Source organism: Pseudomonas sp. CH235, from assembly GCF_004368175.1.
Classification (GTDB): domain Bacteria; phylum Pseudomonadota; class Gammaproteobacteria; order Pseudomonadales; family Pseudomonadaceae; genus Aquipseudomonas; species Aquipseudomonas paraglycinae.
In genome coordinates this window covers 439,743-456,187 of the sequence record NZ_RRZJ01000001.1, presented here as the reverse complement: position 1 = coordinate 456,187, position 16,445 = coordinate 439,743, and the positions used below count along the sequence as shown (strand labels likewise).

The window sequence follows — 16,445 nt, the reverse complement described above, 5'->3', positions numbered from 1 at the left end:
GTAGTTAATGCGACAAGAGTAAATCCTGACTTTTTCTTCATGTAACAACAACGCTGTTTTGTATCAATTTGGTGCGCGCTGTCGGCGAGTCTGGATTTATCCCGCCAAGTTAATGATGAGTTAATGCTTCGATGAAGTCTGCAGCCGGCATCGGTTTGCCGAAAAGGTAACCTTGCAGAAAGTTGACATGGTGAGCGGCCAGATAATCACACTGGGCTTGCGTCTCCACACCTTCGGCCACGATGCCCAGATCCAGTTTGGTAGAAAGCTCGATGATGGTGTCCAGAATGTGCCGCGACAGGGCATCTTTATCGATCATGGCCACGAATGTCTGATCGATCTTGAGGAAGTCGACATTGAAGGTCCTCAAATAGCCGAGGCTTGAATGACCGGTGCCAAAGTCGTCAATCGCGATCTTCACGCCCATTGCGCGCAGTTGCGCGAACAGTTGATGGGTGATGTCGGACGGCTCGATCAGCTCGCGTTCGGTCAGCTCCAGTACCAGGCTGATGCTGCCAGGCTGGAACGCTGACAAAAATTCACGGCAATCTTCAACCAGCTCCAGATCGTGGCAGTGGCTGGCGGTGATGTTGATGCCGATGTGGAAGGGCGCGGTAAAGGTCGATGACAGCGGCCCCAGCACAACAGCCGTTTGTTGCATCAAGGCGCGGGTCATCGGCACGATCAACCCGGAGTGTTCGGCAAAGGGAATGAACAGGTCCGGACGCACCAGCCCCTCCTTGGGATGTTTCCAGCGCATCAGCACTTCCGCGCCCGACCAGCGTTTGCTGTCGCCGTGCACCACCGGTTGAAAATAGGGAATGAATTCACCTGCTTCCAATGCCCGAAGCATTTCATGGCTGGGCGAGGTGGAGCGCTTCTGAACGATGTAGCCGATCGTTCCTGATACGGCGCCGAAGAACATCAGCAGACTGAACAGCGGCGGATACTCGTCTTTCATGTAGCGCCAGGTTTCGCCTTCCGGAAAAGCCGCTGTCACCGAGAATGCATAGTGTGATGAGTGCAAGATACTTTGCGCCACGGGCAACGCGGGCAGGGCGCCCTGATGCACTTTGCCGTCGGCGGAGAGCCAGTTGTTGCCGACTTGCAGCAACAACAACGTGTGCCGGCCGATCAGGCGCAGGATGTTGCTCAGGTGATAGCCGTCCAGCGTGCTCAGTGCGCCACCGCGTCCCTCGCTCAGGCGATACACCAGCAGCGCGGTGTTTGGCGTCACCGGGTTGCCGTTCATGAGCCACAACTTGCCTTGGGCGTAGTCGCCGGGATTCACGACTTCCTTGAAGTCGCCGAACAGCGAACTGCAATAGAGGTTGTCGTCCCACACCAGATTGGTCGAGCGCACAAACGGGCGGCGGGTGACTTGTTCGCGCAGGGCCAGTTTAACCGTCTCGCAGGTCTGGCCGGCCAGCGGCAGCAACTCCCGGGCGGCCTGGGCAGTGTTGTCGAGCATCAGTTCGAACTGCCGCAGGGCTTCATCGGCGGTGTGTTGCGAACTCTGCTGAAGGGCGCGTCCGGCCTGCATATAAAGAATCACGCTGCCGAGTACGATCGGCAGCAAGCCGCACAGCAATGTCACGATAATCCGGGTGCTGCGCTTGCGGCGGGGCCTGACGGTCAGTGGCATGGGCGCATCCTGTCGCGGTGGAGTGGGGCTCTTGATGGCAGGCGAAGCGTGCGCGCAAAGCCCGAGGTCTGAGCCCATGATAGATGGCCAATGACACCTGCGCCGCTCAACGATAATCCAGCCGGGTTGCCAGCTGAATGAATGCCAGCGTGGCAGGCGATGCCTGGCGCTGGTCCAGCACCGCCAGGCCGACCTGCCGGGTGACTACGGGGGACAGCGGTCGCTTGATGTATCGCGGTTCCGGATCGAAAGGCAACGAACCTTCGGCCACCACGGTCATCGCATCGCCCCGGCCCACGGTGTCGAGCGTGCTGAGCAGCTGCGAACAGCGATAGCGGATGTTGGGGCTCAACCGCGCGGCGTTGAACAGGCGCGAAACCAGTTCCGACGAACCCGCCTCGGTCAGCACAAACGGATCGTTGCACAGGTCTTTAAGACTCACTGAGTCGTGCGCCGCCAGCGGGTGACCGAGCGGAAGAAGGGCGACCATCTGATCTTCAATCAAGGTGAACGTGTCGAAGCGCTCCTCGGGCAGCACCACAAAACCGATATCGATCCGCCGCTCCTCCAGCCACTGAATGACCTGCCGATCCGGGCCTTCATCGATGTGCACTTCGATCCCCGGATGCGCCTCGCGATACTGCTGAAGAATCCGCGGCAACAATTTGATCGAAGACGTCGGCCCGAACGAGCCGATGCGCAGCGTGCCGCGTTTCATGCCGCGCGCATCCGCCGCCTCCTGACGCAAGGTGTTCGCCAGCCCAAGCATCGCCCGTGCCCGCAACAGCAGTTGTTCGCCGATGTCGCTCAGTTCCACTTGCGATTGATGCCGGCGCAGCAGCTCGACGCCCAGTTCCTGTTCCAGCGACTTCAATGCATGAGACACCGCTGACTGGGAAATTCCCAGACGATGGGCGGCGAGGGTGAAGCCGCGCAGTTCGGCCACCAGCGAGAAGATTTCGAGTTGGGTCAGGGTCATGAGTAAAGACTCATTTTACGATGATGAGGAATCAATCGAATGATACGTCATCCGTCAGTCTCGTCGTTGGAGCGTTATGAGTTGTCATGAACCTGTTCGTCCGGTCGCCTCGGACATGCCCGTCTATTTGAACCTGGCCTTGGTCACCATGATCTGGGGCGGAACGTGGGTGGCCGGGCGTTTTTTGGCCGGCAGCCTGAGCCCGGTGTTTGCTGCCAGCCTGCGGTTTCTGCTGGCCAGCGTGGCGTTGCTCGTGTGTTTAAGGCTCGCTCGAATACGGTTGGCGCGGCCCACGTTCAGGCAATGGCTGCAACTGGCCCTGTTGGGGTTCTTCGGAATTTTCTTCTACAACCTGTGCTTCTTTTACGGGTTGCAATACATCAACGCTTCCCGGGCCTCGTTGATCGTGGCGCTGAACCCGGCAGTCATTGGTCTGGCGTCATGGCTGCTGTTCAAGGAGCGGCTGAACCGGCTCAAGGTTATGGGCATCGCAATCTGCATCGGCGGGGCGGGTGTGGTGATCGTCAGTCGCAACCCGCAGCTGTTGAGCGAAACGCCGGACGCGTGGATTGGCGATCTGCTGATCCTCGGCTGCGTTTTGAGCTGGGGCGTCTATTCGCTGTTCTCTCGCGGCCTGAACCAGAGCATCGGTCCGGTGCAGACCGTGACCTTTTCGATTCTGCTGGGCACCCTGATGTTGTGGGCGCTGGCCCTGAGCCGGGGCGAAGTGGACGTTGCAGCGCTGGCGGCACTTGGCACACGCCAATGGCTGAGCCTGGCTTATCTGGGCGTACTCGGTTCGGCGCTGGCCTACATCGGTTACTACGATGGCATCCGTAAAATCGGCGCCACACGCTCCGGCGTGTTCATTGCGCTCAATCCGCTGACCGCCGTGCTGGCCGGTGCAATCCTGCTGGGTGAACAGCTGACGCTGGCCATGTGCCTGGGCGGCGTGCTGATTCTGGCGGGCATCTGGCTGTGCAACAAACCCCTTGCACCGGCCGGAAAAAAGCGGATTTTATAGAGAGGGCAGACAACCCTATTTACGCTGTGTAGAATCGGGTTACGCATACAATAATAATCGTCTTCTGGCAGCAGAAGCCTCGCCCGCAAGAGCCTTGGGTCGACAATGAAGATATTCGGGTTTCAACTGATCTACGGTGACTTCCTCGCCCGCAGTGTGCGTGGCATCTCCTGTGCGCCACCCACCGGTCTCAGCATTACTGACAAATAACTCTGGTTAATTGATAAGAATGATGAGGCGCCAACCATGGCAGATTTATACGAAAACCCAATGGGCCTGATGGGCTTCGAGTTCATCGAGTTCGCATCGCCGACACCTGGCACCCTGGAGCCGATCTTCGAGATCATGGGCTTCACCAAGGTCGCGACCCACCGTTCCAAGAACGTGCACCTGTATCGTCAGGGCGCGATCAACCTGATCCTCAACAACGAACCCCACAGCGTTGCTTCGTACTTCGCGGCCGAGCACGGCCCGTCCGTTTGCGGCATGGCGTTCCGGGTCAAGGATTCGCAGAAGGCCTACAACCGCGCACTGGAACTCGGCGCCCAGCCGATCCATATCGAAACCGGCCCGATGGAACTGAATCTGCCGGCGATCAAAGGCATTGGCGGTGCGCCACTGTACCTGATCGACCGTTTCGGCGAAGGCAGCTCGATCTATGACATCGACTTCGTGTTCCTCGAAGGCGTTGACCGCAACCCGGTCGGTGCCGGCCTGAAGATCATCGACCACCTGACCCACAACGTGTATCGCGGTCGCATGGCCTACTGGGCGAACTTCTACGAGAAGCTGTTCAACTTCCGCGAAATCCGTTACTTCGACATCAAGGGCGAATACACCGGCCTGACCTCGAAAGCGATGACCGCGCCGGACGGCATGATCCGCATCCCGCTCAACGAAGAATCGTCGAAGGGCGCCGGGCAGATCGAAGAGTTCCTGATGCAGTTCAATGGCGAAGGCATCCAGCACGTGGCGTTCCTCACCGACGACCTGGTCAAGACCTGGGATCAGTTGAAGAAGATCGGCATGCGCTTCATGACCGCGCCGCCGGACACCTACTACGAAATGCTCGAAGGCCGCCTGCCGAACCACGGCGAGCCGGTGGATCAACTGCAATCGCGCGGCATCCTGCTCGACGGTGCGTCGGATAAAGAAGACAAGCGTCTGCTGCTGCAGATCTTCTCGGAAACCCTGATGGGCCCGGTGTTCTTCGAATTCATCCAGCGTAAGGGCGATGATGGTTTCGGCGAAGGCAACTTCAAGGCACTGTTCGAATCGATCGAGCGTGACCAAGTGCGTCGCGGTGTACTCGCTACCGAGTAATCCGCATCAGCTGTAAAAAAGCCCGGCCTGCAGAAATGCAGGCCGGGCTTTTTATTGCGCGTCTTACGGGCGCCGTTGGCGCATCAGATGCTTGAAGCCTTCAAACACCAGCACCACCACGGCGAGCCAGATCGGGATGTAGGTCAGCCATTCTCCGGGCTTGATGCTCTCACCCAGCAGCAGCGCCACGCCGAGCAACAACACTGGCTCTACATAACTCAACAAACCGAACAGACTGAACGGCAGAAGGCGACTGGCAATGATGTACACCACCAGCGCCGATGCACTGATCAGACCGAGCAACGGAATCAGCCATGTCAGCGCCGGGTACTGATCGAACACGCCGAAACCCTGTTCGCCGCCGCGCACAAACCAGTACGCCACCGGCAGCATCAGGGTCATGTCGACCCACAAACCGCCGAGGTTGTCGGTCTTGAGGTATTTGCGCAGCACGAAGTACAGCGGGTAACCGACGACCACCACCAGCGTCGCCCAGGAAAACCCGCCGACCTGATACAACTCGTTCAACACACCGAGGCTGGCAAAAAACACCGCGACTTTTTGCAGGTATGACAGGTTTTCGCCATAAGCGATGCGTCCGGTCAGGACCATGGACAACGGTAGCAGGAAGTAACCCAGCGACACATCAAGGCTGTAGCCGTTGAGCGGCGCCCACATGAACAGCCACAACTGCACGCCCAGCAGCGCTGACGAAAGAATCAGGCCGCCGATCAACTTCGGCAGCGCAGGGATCCGGCGCAGCAGCTCCAGCACCCGCCGCCATTCGCCGGAAACCAGCATGAACACGGTCATGCAGGGCACGGTCAGCAACATCCGCCAACCGAAGATTTCCACGCCGCTCAACGGGGTGAGCAACGAGGTGTAGTAATACATGACGGCAAACAGCGTCGATGCTGTCACCGATAAAGCAATGCCTTTAGACAAACTGTCCTCGCGGGGGTGATGGTGAAACGGGGCGCGCAGGATACGTGGTTTTTGTGCTGAATATTGGCCGAGTGATCAATATTTCCAACATTCGACACAGGTCCGGTGAGAGCACGGACCTGTGTCGAAGCATAGGTGCTTAAGCCTGATGCGGTTTACGCCCCGACACAAAATGGCTCACATCATTAAACCCCGGCGTAGAAGCATGCCCCGGCGTCACCAGTGAGTCGATAAACGCTTCATCCTCAGCCGTAATCTTCACCGCCTGCGCCTTGGTGTACGCATCCCACTGTTCTTCAGTACGCGGCCCGACAATCGCCGACGTCACCGCGCTGTTGTTCAGTACCCAGGCAATTGCGAATTCAACGATCCCGACCCCACGCTCCTGGGTGTATTGCTGAATCTGCTGGGCAATGCGCAACGACTCCACGCGCCACTCGGTTTCCAGAATCCGTTTGTCCTGGCGCCCGGCACGGCTGTTGGCGTCCGGGGTCACGTCCGGTGCGTACTTGCCGCTGAGCACGCCACGGGCCAGCGGGCTGTAAGGCACCACGCCAAGGCCGTAAGTCTGGGCGGCGGTGATCTGCTCAGTTTCGGCCTGACGGTTGACGATGTTGTACAGCGGCTGGCTGATCACCGGGCGATCGACACCTAGTTTGTCCGCCACGCGAATCACCTCGGCAATCCGCCAGCCGCGATAGTTCGACAGGCCCCAATAACGGATTTTGCCCTGGCGAATCAGATCGCCAATCGCCGAAATCGTCACTTCCAGCGGCGTATTGTGGTCTTCGCGGTGCAGGTAATAGATGTCGAGGTAGTCGGTGCCGAGCCGGGTCAGGCTGGCCTCCAGACCGTTGAAGATGTGCTTGCGGCTCAAGCCGCTGCGGTTCGGCACGCCATCCACCGGGCCGAAACCGACTTTGGTCGCCAGCACCCATTCATGCCGATGACGGGCGATGGCTTCGCCGACGATCTCTTCCGAGCGGCCGTTGGTGTAGACGTCGGCCGTGTCGATGAAATTGATGCCCTGATCCCAGGCCTTGTCGATGATGCGCAGCGAGTCTTCCGCGCTGGTCTGTTCGCCGAACATCATCGTGCCGAGGGTGAGGGTGGACACCTGCAATCCCGAGTGACCCAGTGTGCGATAGCTCATGCCGAAATCCTTTTGTCGGTGGGAAAGCTTCCATCAAATACCAGAAGCGCCCGGCGCGGCAAAGTGAATTTATCGACGCAATGCCTCGCAGCGCTCGCGTAAAAACACCTGCAGCACCTTGACCCGTTCCGACACCTGCACCCGGTGCGGGCACAACAGATTGAACGGCACACTCTCGCCATGCCAGTCATCGAACAGTGTCATCAGTCGCCCGGCACGCACGTCTTCGGCCACGTCGAGCCAGGCCTTGTAGGCGATTCCGTGCCCTACGAGGGCCCAGCGGCGGGCGACTTCGCCGTCGTCGCTGAGGTAGTCGCCGCGTACTTCGACCTCGACGGTTTCGTCTTCGCGATGGAAGCGCCAAGTGTTGTAAGGCCGACCGTTGCGCAGGTAGAGCAGGGCGCTGTGCTCGCTTAAATCGGCAGGGTTTAACGGTGTACCGTGACGTTCCAGATACGCGGGGCTGGCGCAGGCCACACGCCGATGCTCAGGCAGAATCGGCAACGCCACCAGCGTCGAATCACTCGGCACGCCGAAGCGCAGCGCCACGTCCACCGTTTCGCGAAACAGATCCGCATGCCGGTCATTGAGCAGCAATTGCAGTTGAATGTGCGGGTGCTCGCGCTTGAAATCGTCCAGCCACTGCAGCAACACATTGCGCCCGAAGTCCGACGGCGCCGCCAGTTGCAGCACGCCGCTCAAGCCTTCGGTCTGCTGCTTCAGTGCCTGCTCGCCCTCGGCCAGTGTCGCCAGCGCCAGACGCACGCTTTCCAGATAGCGCCGGCCTTCTTCGGTCAGGCGCATGCTGCGGGTGGAGCGGGCGAAGAGGCGTATGCCGAGGCGGGTTTCCAGGCGTTTCAACGCGATGCTGGCGGCTGCCGGCGTCAGCTCCAGCGCCCGAGCGGCGGCGGAGATGCTGCCGGAGTCGGCGGTGCGGACGAAGATTTCCAGATCGAGGATTGAGCTCATTAGTAAAAATCCGTTGAAGATCCTTGGCGTTTTGCGGGATTTTTCCGGGATTGGCAAGCGCAGATACTGAAATCCTGAATAACCGCAGGAGACAGACATGACGTGGACATTTGATCATCTTGCTTTCAACACCGCTGACGGTCAGGCGCTGCAGGACGCTTTTGGTGGGTTGTTGGGATTGACGCCGGGGCGCCGGCCGCCGTTTCCGTTTCCCGGGCGGTGGTTGTATCAGGATGGGGAGGCGTTGGTGCATGTGATTGAGCAGCCTTTGTCCGAGGACGCTGCTTTGAGCCACATCGCGTTTCGTACTGATGAAGACGCGGCGGTGGTTTTGAAGCGGGTGCAGGGCAGTGGGTTGCCGTATCAGGTGGCGCAGGTGCCGGAGGACGGGGTCTGGCAGATTTTTGTGCAGATGCCGGGGGGAGTGGTTCTTGAGTTGGACGCGAAATCGGGTGGTTAGAATCAAGAGCGCCCTCACCCCAGCCCTCTCCCGGAGGGAGAGGGAGCCGAACGAGGTGTTCTCACAAGTTACGCCGACGTGAAATACCGAGTTGAACTCAGGCTTAGAAAAACACACCTCACGACTTATACCGACGTGGGATATTGAGTCGAACGCCGGCCTTGAAAAGCACCGAGATCGGCTCCCTTTCCCCCTCGCCCCCCCTGGGGGAGAGGGCTGGGGTGAGGGGGTAGGTTCTCAAGTACACCGCAGTGTTTAAACCATGCGTTTAAAGGACACTTCCAGACACGCACCCAGGCTACACGACCTTGCGCCGTTGCCTACGACTAAGCCAGAATCCGCCGGCTTGTGCGCTCAAGGGCCGGGTTTTATCGTTGTCCCGTCGCTGAAAAGAACAGCGATCGGGTTTGGTAGCCCGGGTCTTTAAGTGCAGAGTGCTCCATTTTGTAGAGTCTTTTGTCTCTGTTTTATGGTGGTCATTCGCAGGGCACCTTCGGGTGCGCCGTTTCTCCTAAGGCCCGGTCTACCAACCTGCGTCTGGCCACCACCATCGTTTGGTAGCGAGTGTGGTGGCTCCAATAAGCGCCTTAGGAGTTTCACCATGATCAAACCAACACCCAACCCACCCGAAACCGATACAACCTCACCCTACGAATCCCTCGACTCCAAGACCTTCCACGAAGCCGCCGAACGCGCCCTCGATCACTACCTCAATCCGCTGCTCCCCAGAAAACCGCTGCTCAAACCCAACACCCGCTACCTCATCGCCCCCGGCATCGACAGTGAAGAACTGCTGGCCGACGCCTCTGAAACCCTGACCTGCGCCAAAACCATGGCCACCGATTTCGCCGGACTGGTGGACGGCTCGCAGCGGCACGTATTGCTGGGCATTGCCCAACTGATCATGCTGAGTGAACTGGCGGTGAACCGGGCGCTGGATAATCTGGAACTCAAGACTGAAGCACCGCTGTAGCTAGATCCAAAAGAAAAACGGCCCGAAAAGGGCCGTTTCTGTATTTCGACTAATGCTTACGCCCGCAACGTCCGCGTCATCCGCAACGCCAGCAGACTCCCGCCAACAATCACCCCCGCCAGCAGATACAACGCCGCATCCGTCGACCCAGTGCTGTCCTTCACCCAACCAACAAGGTAAGGGCTCAAGAACCCCGCCATCTGCCCCATGGAGTTGATCAACGCCAACCCACCCGTCGCAGCACCCGCGCTCAGCATGGCAGTCGGCACTGGCCAGAACATCGGCAGACCGGTCAGCGCGCCCATGGTCGCAATGGTCAGACCAAGAATCGCAATCGCCGGATTCGCCGCGAAGTTCACCGCAATCAACAGGCCGACAGCGCCCATCAACATTGGCACCACCAAATGCCAGCGACGTTCTTTACGCAGGTCTGCCGAGCGACCTACTACCAGCATGAACACGGCGGCCAGCAGGTAAGGAATCGCACTCAACCAGCCAATCACCAGGTTGTCGCTGAAGCCGAGGTTCTTGATGATCGACGGCAGCCAGAAGTTGATCGCGTACACGCCGCTCTGGATGCAGAAGTAGATCAGGCCAAACGCCCAGATGGCCGGGTTCTTGAACACCGCGATCAGCGAATCGGAGGTGGTTTTCGGTTTGTTCGCCAGGTCTTCGGCCTGATCCGCTTCCAGCACCGAACGCTCGTAAGGGGTCAGCCACTTGGCGTTGGCGAAGTTGTCGCTGAGCAGGAAGTAGGCGAGTGCGCCCAAGACCACGGTCGGAATGCCTTGCAGCAGGAACATCCACTGCCAACCGGCGAGGCCACCTTGCCCTGCGGCGAAGTGATTGAGGATCCAGCCGGAAAACGGGCTGCCGAGCAGGCCGGACACCGGGATCGCCGACATGAACAACGCCATGATCCGGCCACGGCGGAAGGTCGGGAACCATTGCGAGAGATAGAGCACAACGCCCGGGAAGAACCCGGCTTCGGCGGCACCGGTAAACAAACGCAAGGTGTAGAACTCGGTCGGCGTGGTGACGAACAGCAGGCAGGTCGACAGCGTGCCCCAGGTGATCATCATTAGCGCGATCCAGCGCCGTGGCCCGAATTTGGTCAGCGCCAGGTTGCTCGGCACGCCGCACAGCACGTAGCCGATGAAGAAGATACCGGCACCGAGGCCGTACACGGTTTCGCTGAATTTCAGCGCATCCAGCATCTGCAGTTTGGCAAATCCAACGTTGACCCGGTCGAGGTAGTTGAACAGGTAGCAGATGAAGATGAAGGGGATCAAACGCAGGGTGATGCGTTTGTAGACGGCGTTTTTATCGTCATCGATGGTCTGGGCGGCAGCGGCGCTCTGCGACATGGCGGCTCTCTCTTTATTATGATTTTTTGCGATGCAAAGGGTAACGTTGATCGCCCTGAGAGTCTCGGCCACCTTTGGCCGGATTGTCTTTGTGCCTGAGCACAGGGTTTGTTGCCAGACCCTGTGCGGGTGAACAACCGTCCGCGCCTGTTTTCAAGGATTCCAGCCCTTATGTTCGAACTCGATCACGACCTCGCCCAGGACATCGTCGACCGGGCCATGGCCATTTTGCCGTACAACGTCAACGTCATGGACAGCCAGGGGCTGATTCTCGGCAGCGGCGAGCCGGAGCGGATCAACACCCGCCACGAGGGCGCGCAACTGGTGCTGGCCAACGGGCGGGTGGTGGAGATTGACGCGCAGACGGCGGTGCATCTGAAAGGCGTGCAGCCGGGGATCAATCTGCCGCTGTTGCTCGATCAGCGTTTGATCGGCGTACTCGGCATCACCGGCGAGCCGGAGCAGCTGCGTACTTACGCCGAGCTGGTGCGCATGACCGCTGAAATGCTGGTGGGCCAGCGCAACCAGCAATCCGAACAGCAATGGCGGCGGCAGCGTTGCGATGACTTGCTGGCGTTGCTGTTGAGCGAAGCGGGGGATTCGCCAAGGCTGGTCGACGAGGCCCAGCAACTCGGGCTCAAACCGCAACTGACGCGAGTGCCGTATCTGTTCGAGCTGGGCCTGGAACAAGGGCCGGGGCAGACCGTCGAGGCGCTGAGTGCCTGGTTGATGTCGCGCTATCCGGACAGTTGGTGCGTGAGTTCGGCCAAGTCGTCGCTGCTCTGGTGCCGGCCGGCGAGTCAGAACGTTGAGCATGATCGCCTGCTGGAAAAACTCGATGGCCTGGGCTGGAACATCCTGCGCATTGCCGTCGGCGGGCAGGCCGATGGGCTGGCCGGGTTACGCCGTTGCTATCGGCGCGTCGGCGACTTGCTCGCCTATGGCCGCGAAGTGCTGCCGCGTTCACGGCTGCTGACCCTCAATCGCTATCGTTTGCCGGTCATGCTCTGGCGTCATCGCAACGATGATGCACTGGATGAACTGCTCAAACCGTTACGCAAGGTCATCGCCAAAGACAGCAACGGCCAGTTGCTCGCGACTTTGCGCAGCTGGTGCGATCACGACGGGCAGAGCCAGGCCTGCGCCGATGCCTTGGGCATTCACCGCAACAGCCTGCGCTACCGGATGGAGCGGATTGCAGAGTTGAGCGGGGTCGATCCGCTGAAGCTCGACGGGATGCTGGCGTTGTATCTGGGGGTGCAATTGCTGCCACAACCCGACGATTTGTCGAAATGAACAATAAACGCCTGCACGACTTGTGCAGCGGACAGGCGTCAACGGGCAAGGCGACTGGCAGCATGAGGGGCACTGGAACTGGAGAATTCGCATGAAAATCGTCATCGCCCCCGATTCGTTCAAGGACAGCCTGAGTGCCCAAGGCGTTGCAGAAGCCATTGCGCTGGGCCTGGCGCAGGTCTGGCCGCAGGCGACGCTGGTCAAGTGCCCGATGGCCGACGGTGGCGAAGGCACGGTGGAGTCGATTCTCGCCGCGTGCGAAGGCGAGTTGCGCCGCACCCGCGTGCGTGGCCCGTTGGGCGCAGCAGTTGAAGCTGCGTGGGGCTGGTTGCCGCATAACCACACCGCAATCATCGAAATGGCTGAAGCCAGCGGCCTGCAATTGGTGCCGCCGGGGCAACGCGATGCGTGCATCAGCAGCACGTTCGGCACGGGTGAGCTGATCCGCGCTGCGCTGGATGCCGGCGCACATCGCGTCATTCTGGCCATCGGCGGCAGCGCCACCAATGACGGCGGCGCCGGCGCGATGCAGGCGCTGGGCGTGAAACTGCTGAATGCTCAAGGGCAAGCTCTGGTGCCGGGCGGATTGGCGTTGGCGCAACTCGCACGTCTGGACCTGAGCGAACTCGACCCGCGTCTGGCTCACGTCCGTTTCGACATCGCCGCTGACGTCAACAATCCACTGTGCGGCCCCCACGGCGCTTCGGCGATTTTTGGCCCACAAAAGGGCGCATCACCGGCGCAAGTTCAACAACTGGATCAGGCCCTCGGCCACTTCGCCGGACTCTGCGCGCAGGCGTTGGGCAAGGACGTACGCGATGAACCGGGCAGTGGTGCCGCAGGTGGGTTGGGCTTTGCCGCCAAAGCGTTTCTCGGCGCACGCTTCCAGGCCGGTGTCGAAGTCGTCGCAGAACTGGTCGGACTGTCCGACGCAGTGAAGGGCGCAGATCTGGTGATTACCGGAGAAGGGCGCTTCGATGCCCAGACCCTGCGCGGAAAAACCCCGTTTGGCGTGGCGCGGATCGCCAAGCAACACGGCGTACCGGTAATCGTCATAGCCGGTACGTTGGGCGAGGGCTATCAAGCGCTCTACGATCACGGCATCGACGCTGCATTCGCGGTCACCAGCGGCCCGATGTCCCTGGAACAAGCCTGCGCCGAAGCCCCGCGCCTGTTGCGTGAACGTGCAACAGATATTGCTCGCGTATGGGGTATGGCAGCTCCAGCCTGACCTGTCAGTCATCATCTGAAGCGAAGGGTGTTTCACCGCTGAAACACCCGCAACACTTTGAAAAATATTTCATCTTTCCCCGCAAACTTCCTCAAGCCTGGCCGATACAGAAGTCAGGCGCACACAAGACTTCTTAAAATAGTGACGCCGGACTGAAGCCCGCCCCAAGGGCCAGTGATCACGGCATGGACGCTCGTAGTTTCAATCATCCGAGAGTCCTCCTATGTCCTTGCGTAATCTGAATATCGCGCCCCGTGCCTTCCTCGGTTTTGCTTTTATTGCCTTGCTGGTGATCGTGCTTGGCGTGTTCGCCGTCAACCGCATGTCGATCATCCGTCAGGCTTCCCTGGAGATGGACTCGACGCAGTTGCCAAGCGTCACGCAACTCGCCGTGGTCACGGAAAACGTCTTGCGTCTGCGCATTCTCTCGTTCCGCATTCTGGTCAACCGCGAACCGGCCGGTTTGCAGGAAGCCCAGACCCGCATCGGTGTGCTGGTGGACAAGGTGCGCGCTGCCCAGGCCAGTTATGCAGTACTGCCGGCCGGCCCGGAGGAACGCGCGTTATATCAGGAGTTTTCGACGACTCTCGACAACTATGTGCAAGCGCAGAACCAGATGATGGAGCTGTCGCGCCAGGACAAGCTCGACGAGATGCGCGCCCTGATCAACACGAAGATCAAGGACGGCACCGACAAGATGGGCGAACAGCTCAACAAGCTGATTGCAATCAATGCCGCCGACGCGAAGACCGCTTCCACTCAGGCGGGTGAGTATTACAACAGTGCCATTACCGGCATCGTCGCCGTGGCCGTGATTGCCGCGTTGCTGACCGTGCTGTTGGCCTGGCTGTTGACCCGCAGCATCGTCACCCCGCTGAACCGCGCGGTCGCTGCCGCGCAAACCATCGCCGGCGGCAACCTGACCAAAGTCATCGAAATCGACGGCAAGGACGAACCGGCGCGCCTGCTTGAAGCGCTGGCGGCGATGCAGACCAACCTGCGCAAAACCATCGAACAAATCGCCGGCTCCGCCACGCAGCTGGGCGCTGCTGCCGAAGAACTCAGCGCCGTGACCGAAGAAGCGTCCCGTGGCCTGCAACAGCAGAACGACGAAATCGAACAGGCCGCGACCGCCGTCAACGAAATGACCGCTGCTGTGGAAGAGGTCGCACGCAACGCGGTGTCGACTTCCGAAGCCTCGAACCAGTCGACCCACGCTGCCCGTGAAGGTCGCGACCAAGTGGTGAAAACCGTCGATGCGATCCAGACCATGACCCACGACGTCCAGAACACCGCGCAAATGATCGAAGGCCTGGCCGCTCAGGGCCGCGACATCGGCAAGGTGCTGGACGTGATCCGCGCCATCGCCGAACAGACCAACCTGCTGGCGCTCAACGCCGCCATCGAAGCGGCCCGTGCCGGTGAAGCGGGACGCGGATTCGCGGTGGTAGCGGACGAGGTTCGCGCCCTGGCCCATCGCACCGCGCAGTCGACCCAGGAAATCGAAAAAATGGTCGCCGGCATCCAGAACGGCACCGGCGAAGCGGTCGAGTCGATGCAACAGAGCAACCAGCGCACTCAGTCGACTCTGGAAATGGCCCGCGCCGCTGGCGTGGCGCTGGAGCAGATCACCCAATCGATTCACCAGATCAACGAGCGCAACCTGGTAATCGCCAGCGCTTCAGAAGAACAGGCACAGGTGTCCCGCGAGGTCGATCGCAACCTGGTCAACATCCGCGACCTGGCCACCCAATCAGCTGCCGGCGCGAATCAAACCAGCGCCGCGACCCACGAACTGTCGCGTCTGGCGGTGGATTTGAATGCGATGGTGGCGCGCTTTGTGATTTGACCTAGGGTGAAGGCTGGAGACCGCGCAATCAGGAGACGTACATGCGCTATTCAGCCTTGACCCAACGAATCGCCGGGGAGGGAGCAGCAGCCTGGCGGATTCACGACCGAGCGCTGGAGCTGCGCGCCGAAGGGGTCGATGTGTTGCTGCTGTCGGTGGGTGATCCGGATTTCGATACGCCGCTGCCGATCATCCACGGCGCCATCGACAGCCTGTTGGCGGGCGATACCCATTATTCCGAAGTGCGCGGCCGGCTGGAGTTGCGCAGGCGCATCGCCGAGCACCATCGGCAACGCAGCGGCCAGGACGTCGATGCCGAGCATGTGATCGTGCTGCCCGGCGCGCAATGCGCGGTGTATTCGGTGGCGCAGTGTCTGCTCGATCCGGGCGATGAAGTGATCGTCGCCGAACCGATGTACGTGACCTACGAAGGCGTGTTCGGTGCCTGTGGCGCAACCGTGGTGCCGGTGCCGGTTCGCCCGGAAAACGGTTTCCGGGTCGATCCGGCGGATGTCGCGACGCGGATCACTCCGAAAACGCGAGCCATGTTGCTCAACAGTCCCAACAATCCCTCCGGTGCGAGTCTGTCGCTGCTGATCTGGCAGGAGCTGGCGGCGTTGTGCATCCGCCATGACCTGTGGCTGATCAGCGATGAGGTCTACAGCGAATTGTTATACGAAGGCGAGCACGTCAGCCCGGCGAGCCTGCCGGGCATGGCCGAGCGCACCGCGACCATCAACAGTCTGTCCAAATCCCATGCGATGACCGGGTGGCGGATCGGCTGGATGATCGGGCCGAAACCGTTGGCCGAGCATCTGGTGAATCTGTCGCTGAGCATGTTGTTCGGTCTGCCGGACTTTGTGCAGAAAGCGGCGCAGATCGCGCTGGAGAAAGATCTGCCGGAAGTAACGCAGATGCGCGAGGAATACCGGTTGCGTCGGGATCTGGTGTGCGAGCGGTTGCGTGGTTGTCCGGGGTTGTACCCGATCAAACCGGATGGCGGGATGTTCGTGATGGTCGACGTGCGCCAGACCGGGCTCGGCGCGCAGGATTTTGCCGAGCGATTGCTGGAGGGTTATGGGGTTTCGGTGCTGGCAGGCGAAGCGTTCGGGCCGAGTGCGGCGGGGCATATTCGCATCGGGCTGGTGGTGGATAGAGTAAAACTGGCGGATGCGTGTTCGCGGATTGCACTGTGCGCTGCGCAGCTTCTCCAGGTGCGCAGCGCCTGAGG

Annotated in this window: 14 protein-coding genes; 8 read left to right on the top strand and 6 right to left on the bottom strand. The window is 60.2% G+C overall.

Annotated elements, in window-relative coordinates:
* Window positions 1–109 precede the first annotated feature (109 nt).
* Both EIY71_RS01885 and EIY71_RS01880 read right to left on the bottom strand, forming a co-directional pair.
* Window positions 110–1,645: an EAL domain-containing protein gene (locus EIY71_RS01885; protein WP_129973255.1), complete on the bottom strand. Its 1,536-nt coding sequence runs from the start codon at window positions 1,643–1,645 to the stop codon at window positions 110–112.
* Between the two features lie 106 nt (window positions 1,646–1,751).
* Window positions 1,752–2,624 (bottom strand): LysR family transcriptional regulator, encoded by an 873-nt coding sequence (locus tag EIY71_RS01880; RefSeq protein ID WP_085745544.1) that lies wholly within the window; start codon window positions 2,622–2,624, stop codon window positions 1,752–1,754.
* A gap of 76 nt (window positions 2,625–2,700) precedes the next feature.
* On the opposite strand from EIY71_RS01880, the gene EIY71_RS01875 reads away from it, so the two are divergent.
* The gene (locus EIY71_RS01875) at window positions 2,701–3,648 is read left to right on the top strand and encodes a DMT family transporter (RefSeq protein WP_134020231.1); all 948 of its coding nucleotides are present in this window, start codon (window positions 2,701–2,703) and stop codon (window positions 3,646–3,648) included.
* A 246-nt stretch (window positions 3,649–3,894) separates the two neighbouring features.
* Complete coding sequence (hppD, locus tag EIY71_RS01870; protein ID WP_007958955.1) at window positions 3,895–4,971, top strand: 4-hydroxyphenylpyruvate dioxygenase; 1,077 nt, start codon at window positions 3,895–3,897, stop codon at window positions 4,969–4,971.
* A 63-nt stretch (window positions 4,972–5,034) separates the two neighbouring features.
* On the opposite strand, the gene rarD is transcribed toward hppD, so the two are convergent.
* From rarD to EIY71_RS01855, 3 genes are all read right to left on the bottom strand, one after another.
* On the bottom strand, window positions 5,035–5,916 hold the full coding sequence (rarD, locus tag EIY71_RS01865; RefSeq protein ID WP_103385188.1) for an EamA family transporter RarD: 882 nt from the start codon (window positions 5,914–5,916) through the stop codon (window positions 5,035–5,037).
* A 139-nt stretch (window positions 5,917–6,055) separates the two neighbouring features.
* The gene (locus tag EIY71_RS01860; RefSeq protein ID WP_085745547.1) at window positions 6,056–7,069 is read right to left on the bottom strand and encodes an aldo/keto reductase; all 1,014 of its coding nucleotides are present in this window, start codon (window positions 7,067–7,069) and stop codon (window positions 6,056–6,058) included.
* Window positions 7,070–7,138: 69 nt separating this feature from the next.
* Window positions 7,139–8,038, bottom strand: coding sequence for a LysR family transcriptional regulator (locus EIY71_RS01855; RefSeq protein WP_134020228.1), 900 nt, complete (start codon window positions 8,036–8,038; stop codon window positions 7,139–7,141).
* A 97-nt stretch (window positions 8,039–8,135) separates the two neighbouring features.
* Here EIY71_RS01855 and EIY71_RS01850 point away from each other — a divergent pair, with 97 nt between their 5' ends.
* A complete protein-coding gene (locus tag EIY71_RS01850; protein ID WP_129973251.1) occupies window positions 8,136–8,498 on the top strand; it encodes a hypothetical protein in 363 nt (120 codons plus the stop codon).
* Window positions 8,499–9,099: 601 nt separating this feature from the next.
* Entirely contained in the window at window positions 9,100–9,471 is a 372-nt protein-coding gene (locus tag EIY71_RS01845; RefSeq protein WP_134020225.1) for a DUF6124 family protein, read from the top strand.
* Between the two features lie 56 nt (window positions 9,472–9,527).
* Here the strand turns inward: EIY71_RS01845 and EIY71_RS01840 are convergent, their stop codons facing one another.
* Window positions 9,528–10,838: an MFS transporter gene (locus EIY71_RS01840; RefSeq protein ID WP_134020222.1), complete on the bottom strand. Its 1,311-nt coding sequence runs from the start codon at window positions 10,836–10,838 to the stop codon at window positions 9,528–9,530.
* A 171-nt stretch (window positions 10,839–11,009) separates the two neighbouring features.
* On the opposite strand from EIY71_RS01840, the gene EIY71_RS01835 reads away from it, so the two are divergent.
* From EIY71_RS01835 to EIY71_RS01820, 4 genes are all read left to right on the top strand, one after another.
* Window positions 11,010–12,134: a sugar diacid recognition domain-containing protein gene (locus EIY71_RS01835; RefSeq protein ID WP_134020219.1), complete on the top strand. Its 1,125-nt coding sequence runs from the start codon at window positions 11,010–11,012 to the stop codon at window positions 12,132–12,134.
* 91 nt (window positions 12,135–12,225) lie between these two features.
* The gene (locus EIY71_RS01830; protein ID WP_134020216.1) at window positions 12,226–13,365 is read left to right on the top strand and encodes a glycerate kinase; all 1,140 of its coding nucleotides are present in this window, start codon (window positions 12,226–12,228) and stop codon (window positions 13,363–13,365) included.
* A 223-nt stretch (window positions 13,366–13,588) separates the two neighbouring features.
* Window positions 13,589–15,214 carry a methyl-accepting chemotaxis protein gene (locus EIY71_RS01825; RefSeq protein ID WP_134020213.1) on the top strand — a complete coding sequence of 542 codons (1,626 nt, stop codon included), beginning with the start codon at window positions 13,589–13,591 and terminating at the stop codon, window positions 15,212–15,214.
* A 41-nt stretch (window positions 15,215–15,255) separates the two neighbouring features.
* Window positions 15,256–16,443, top strand: coding sequence for a pyridoxal phosphate-dependent aminotransferase (locus EIY71_RS01820; RefSeq protein WP_134020210.1), 1,188 nt, complete (start codon window positions 15,256–15,258; stop codon window positions 16,441–16,443).
* Window positions 16,444–16,445: the final 2 nt, after the last annotated feature.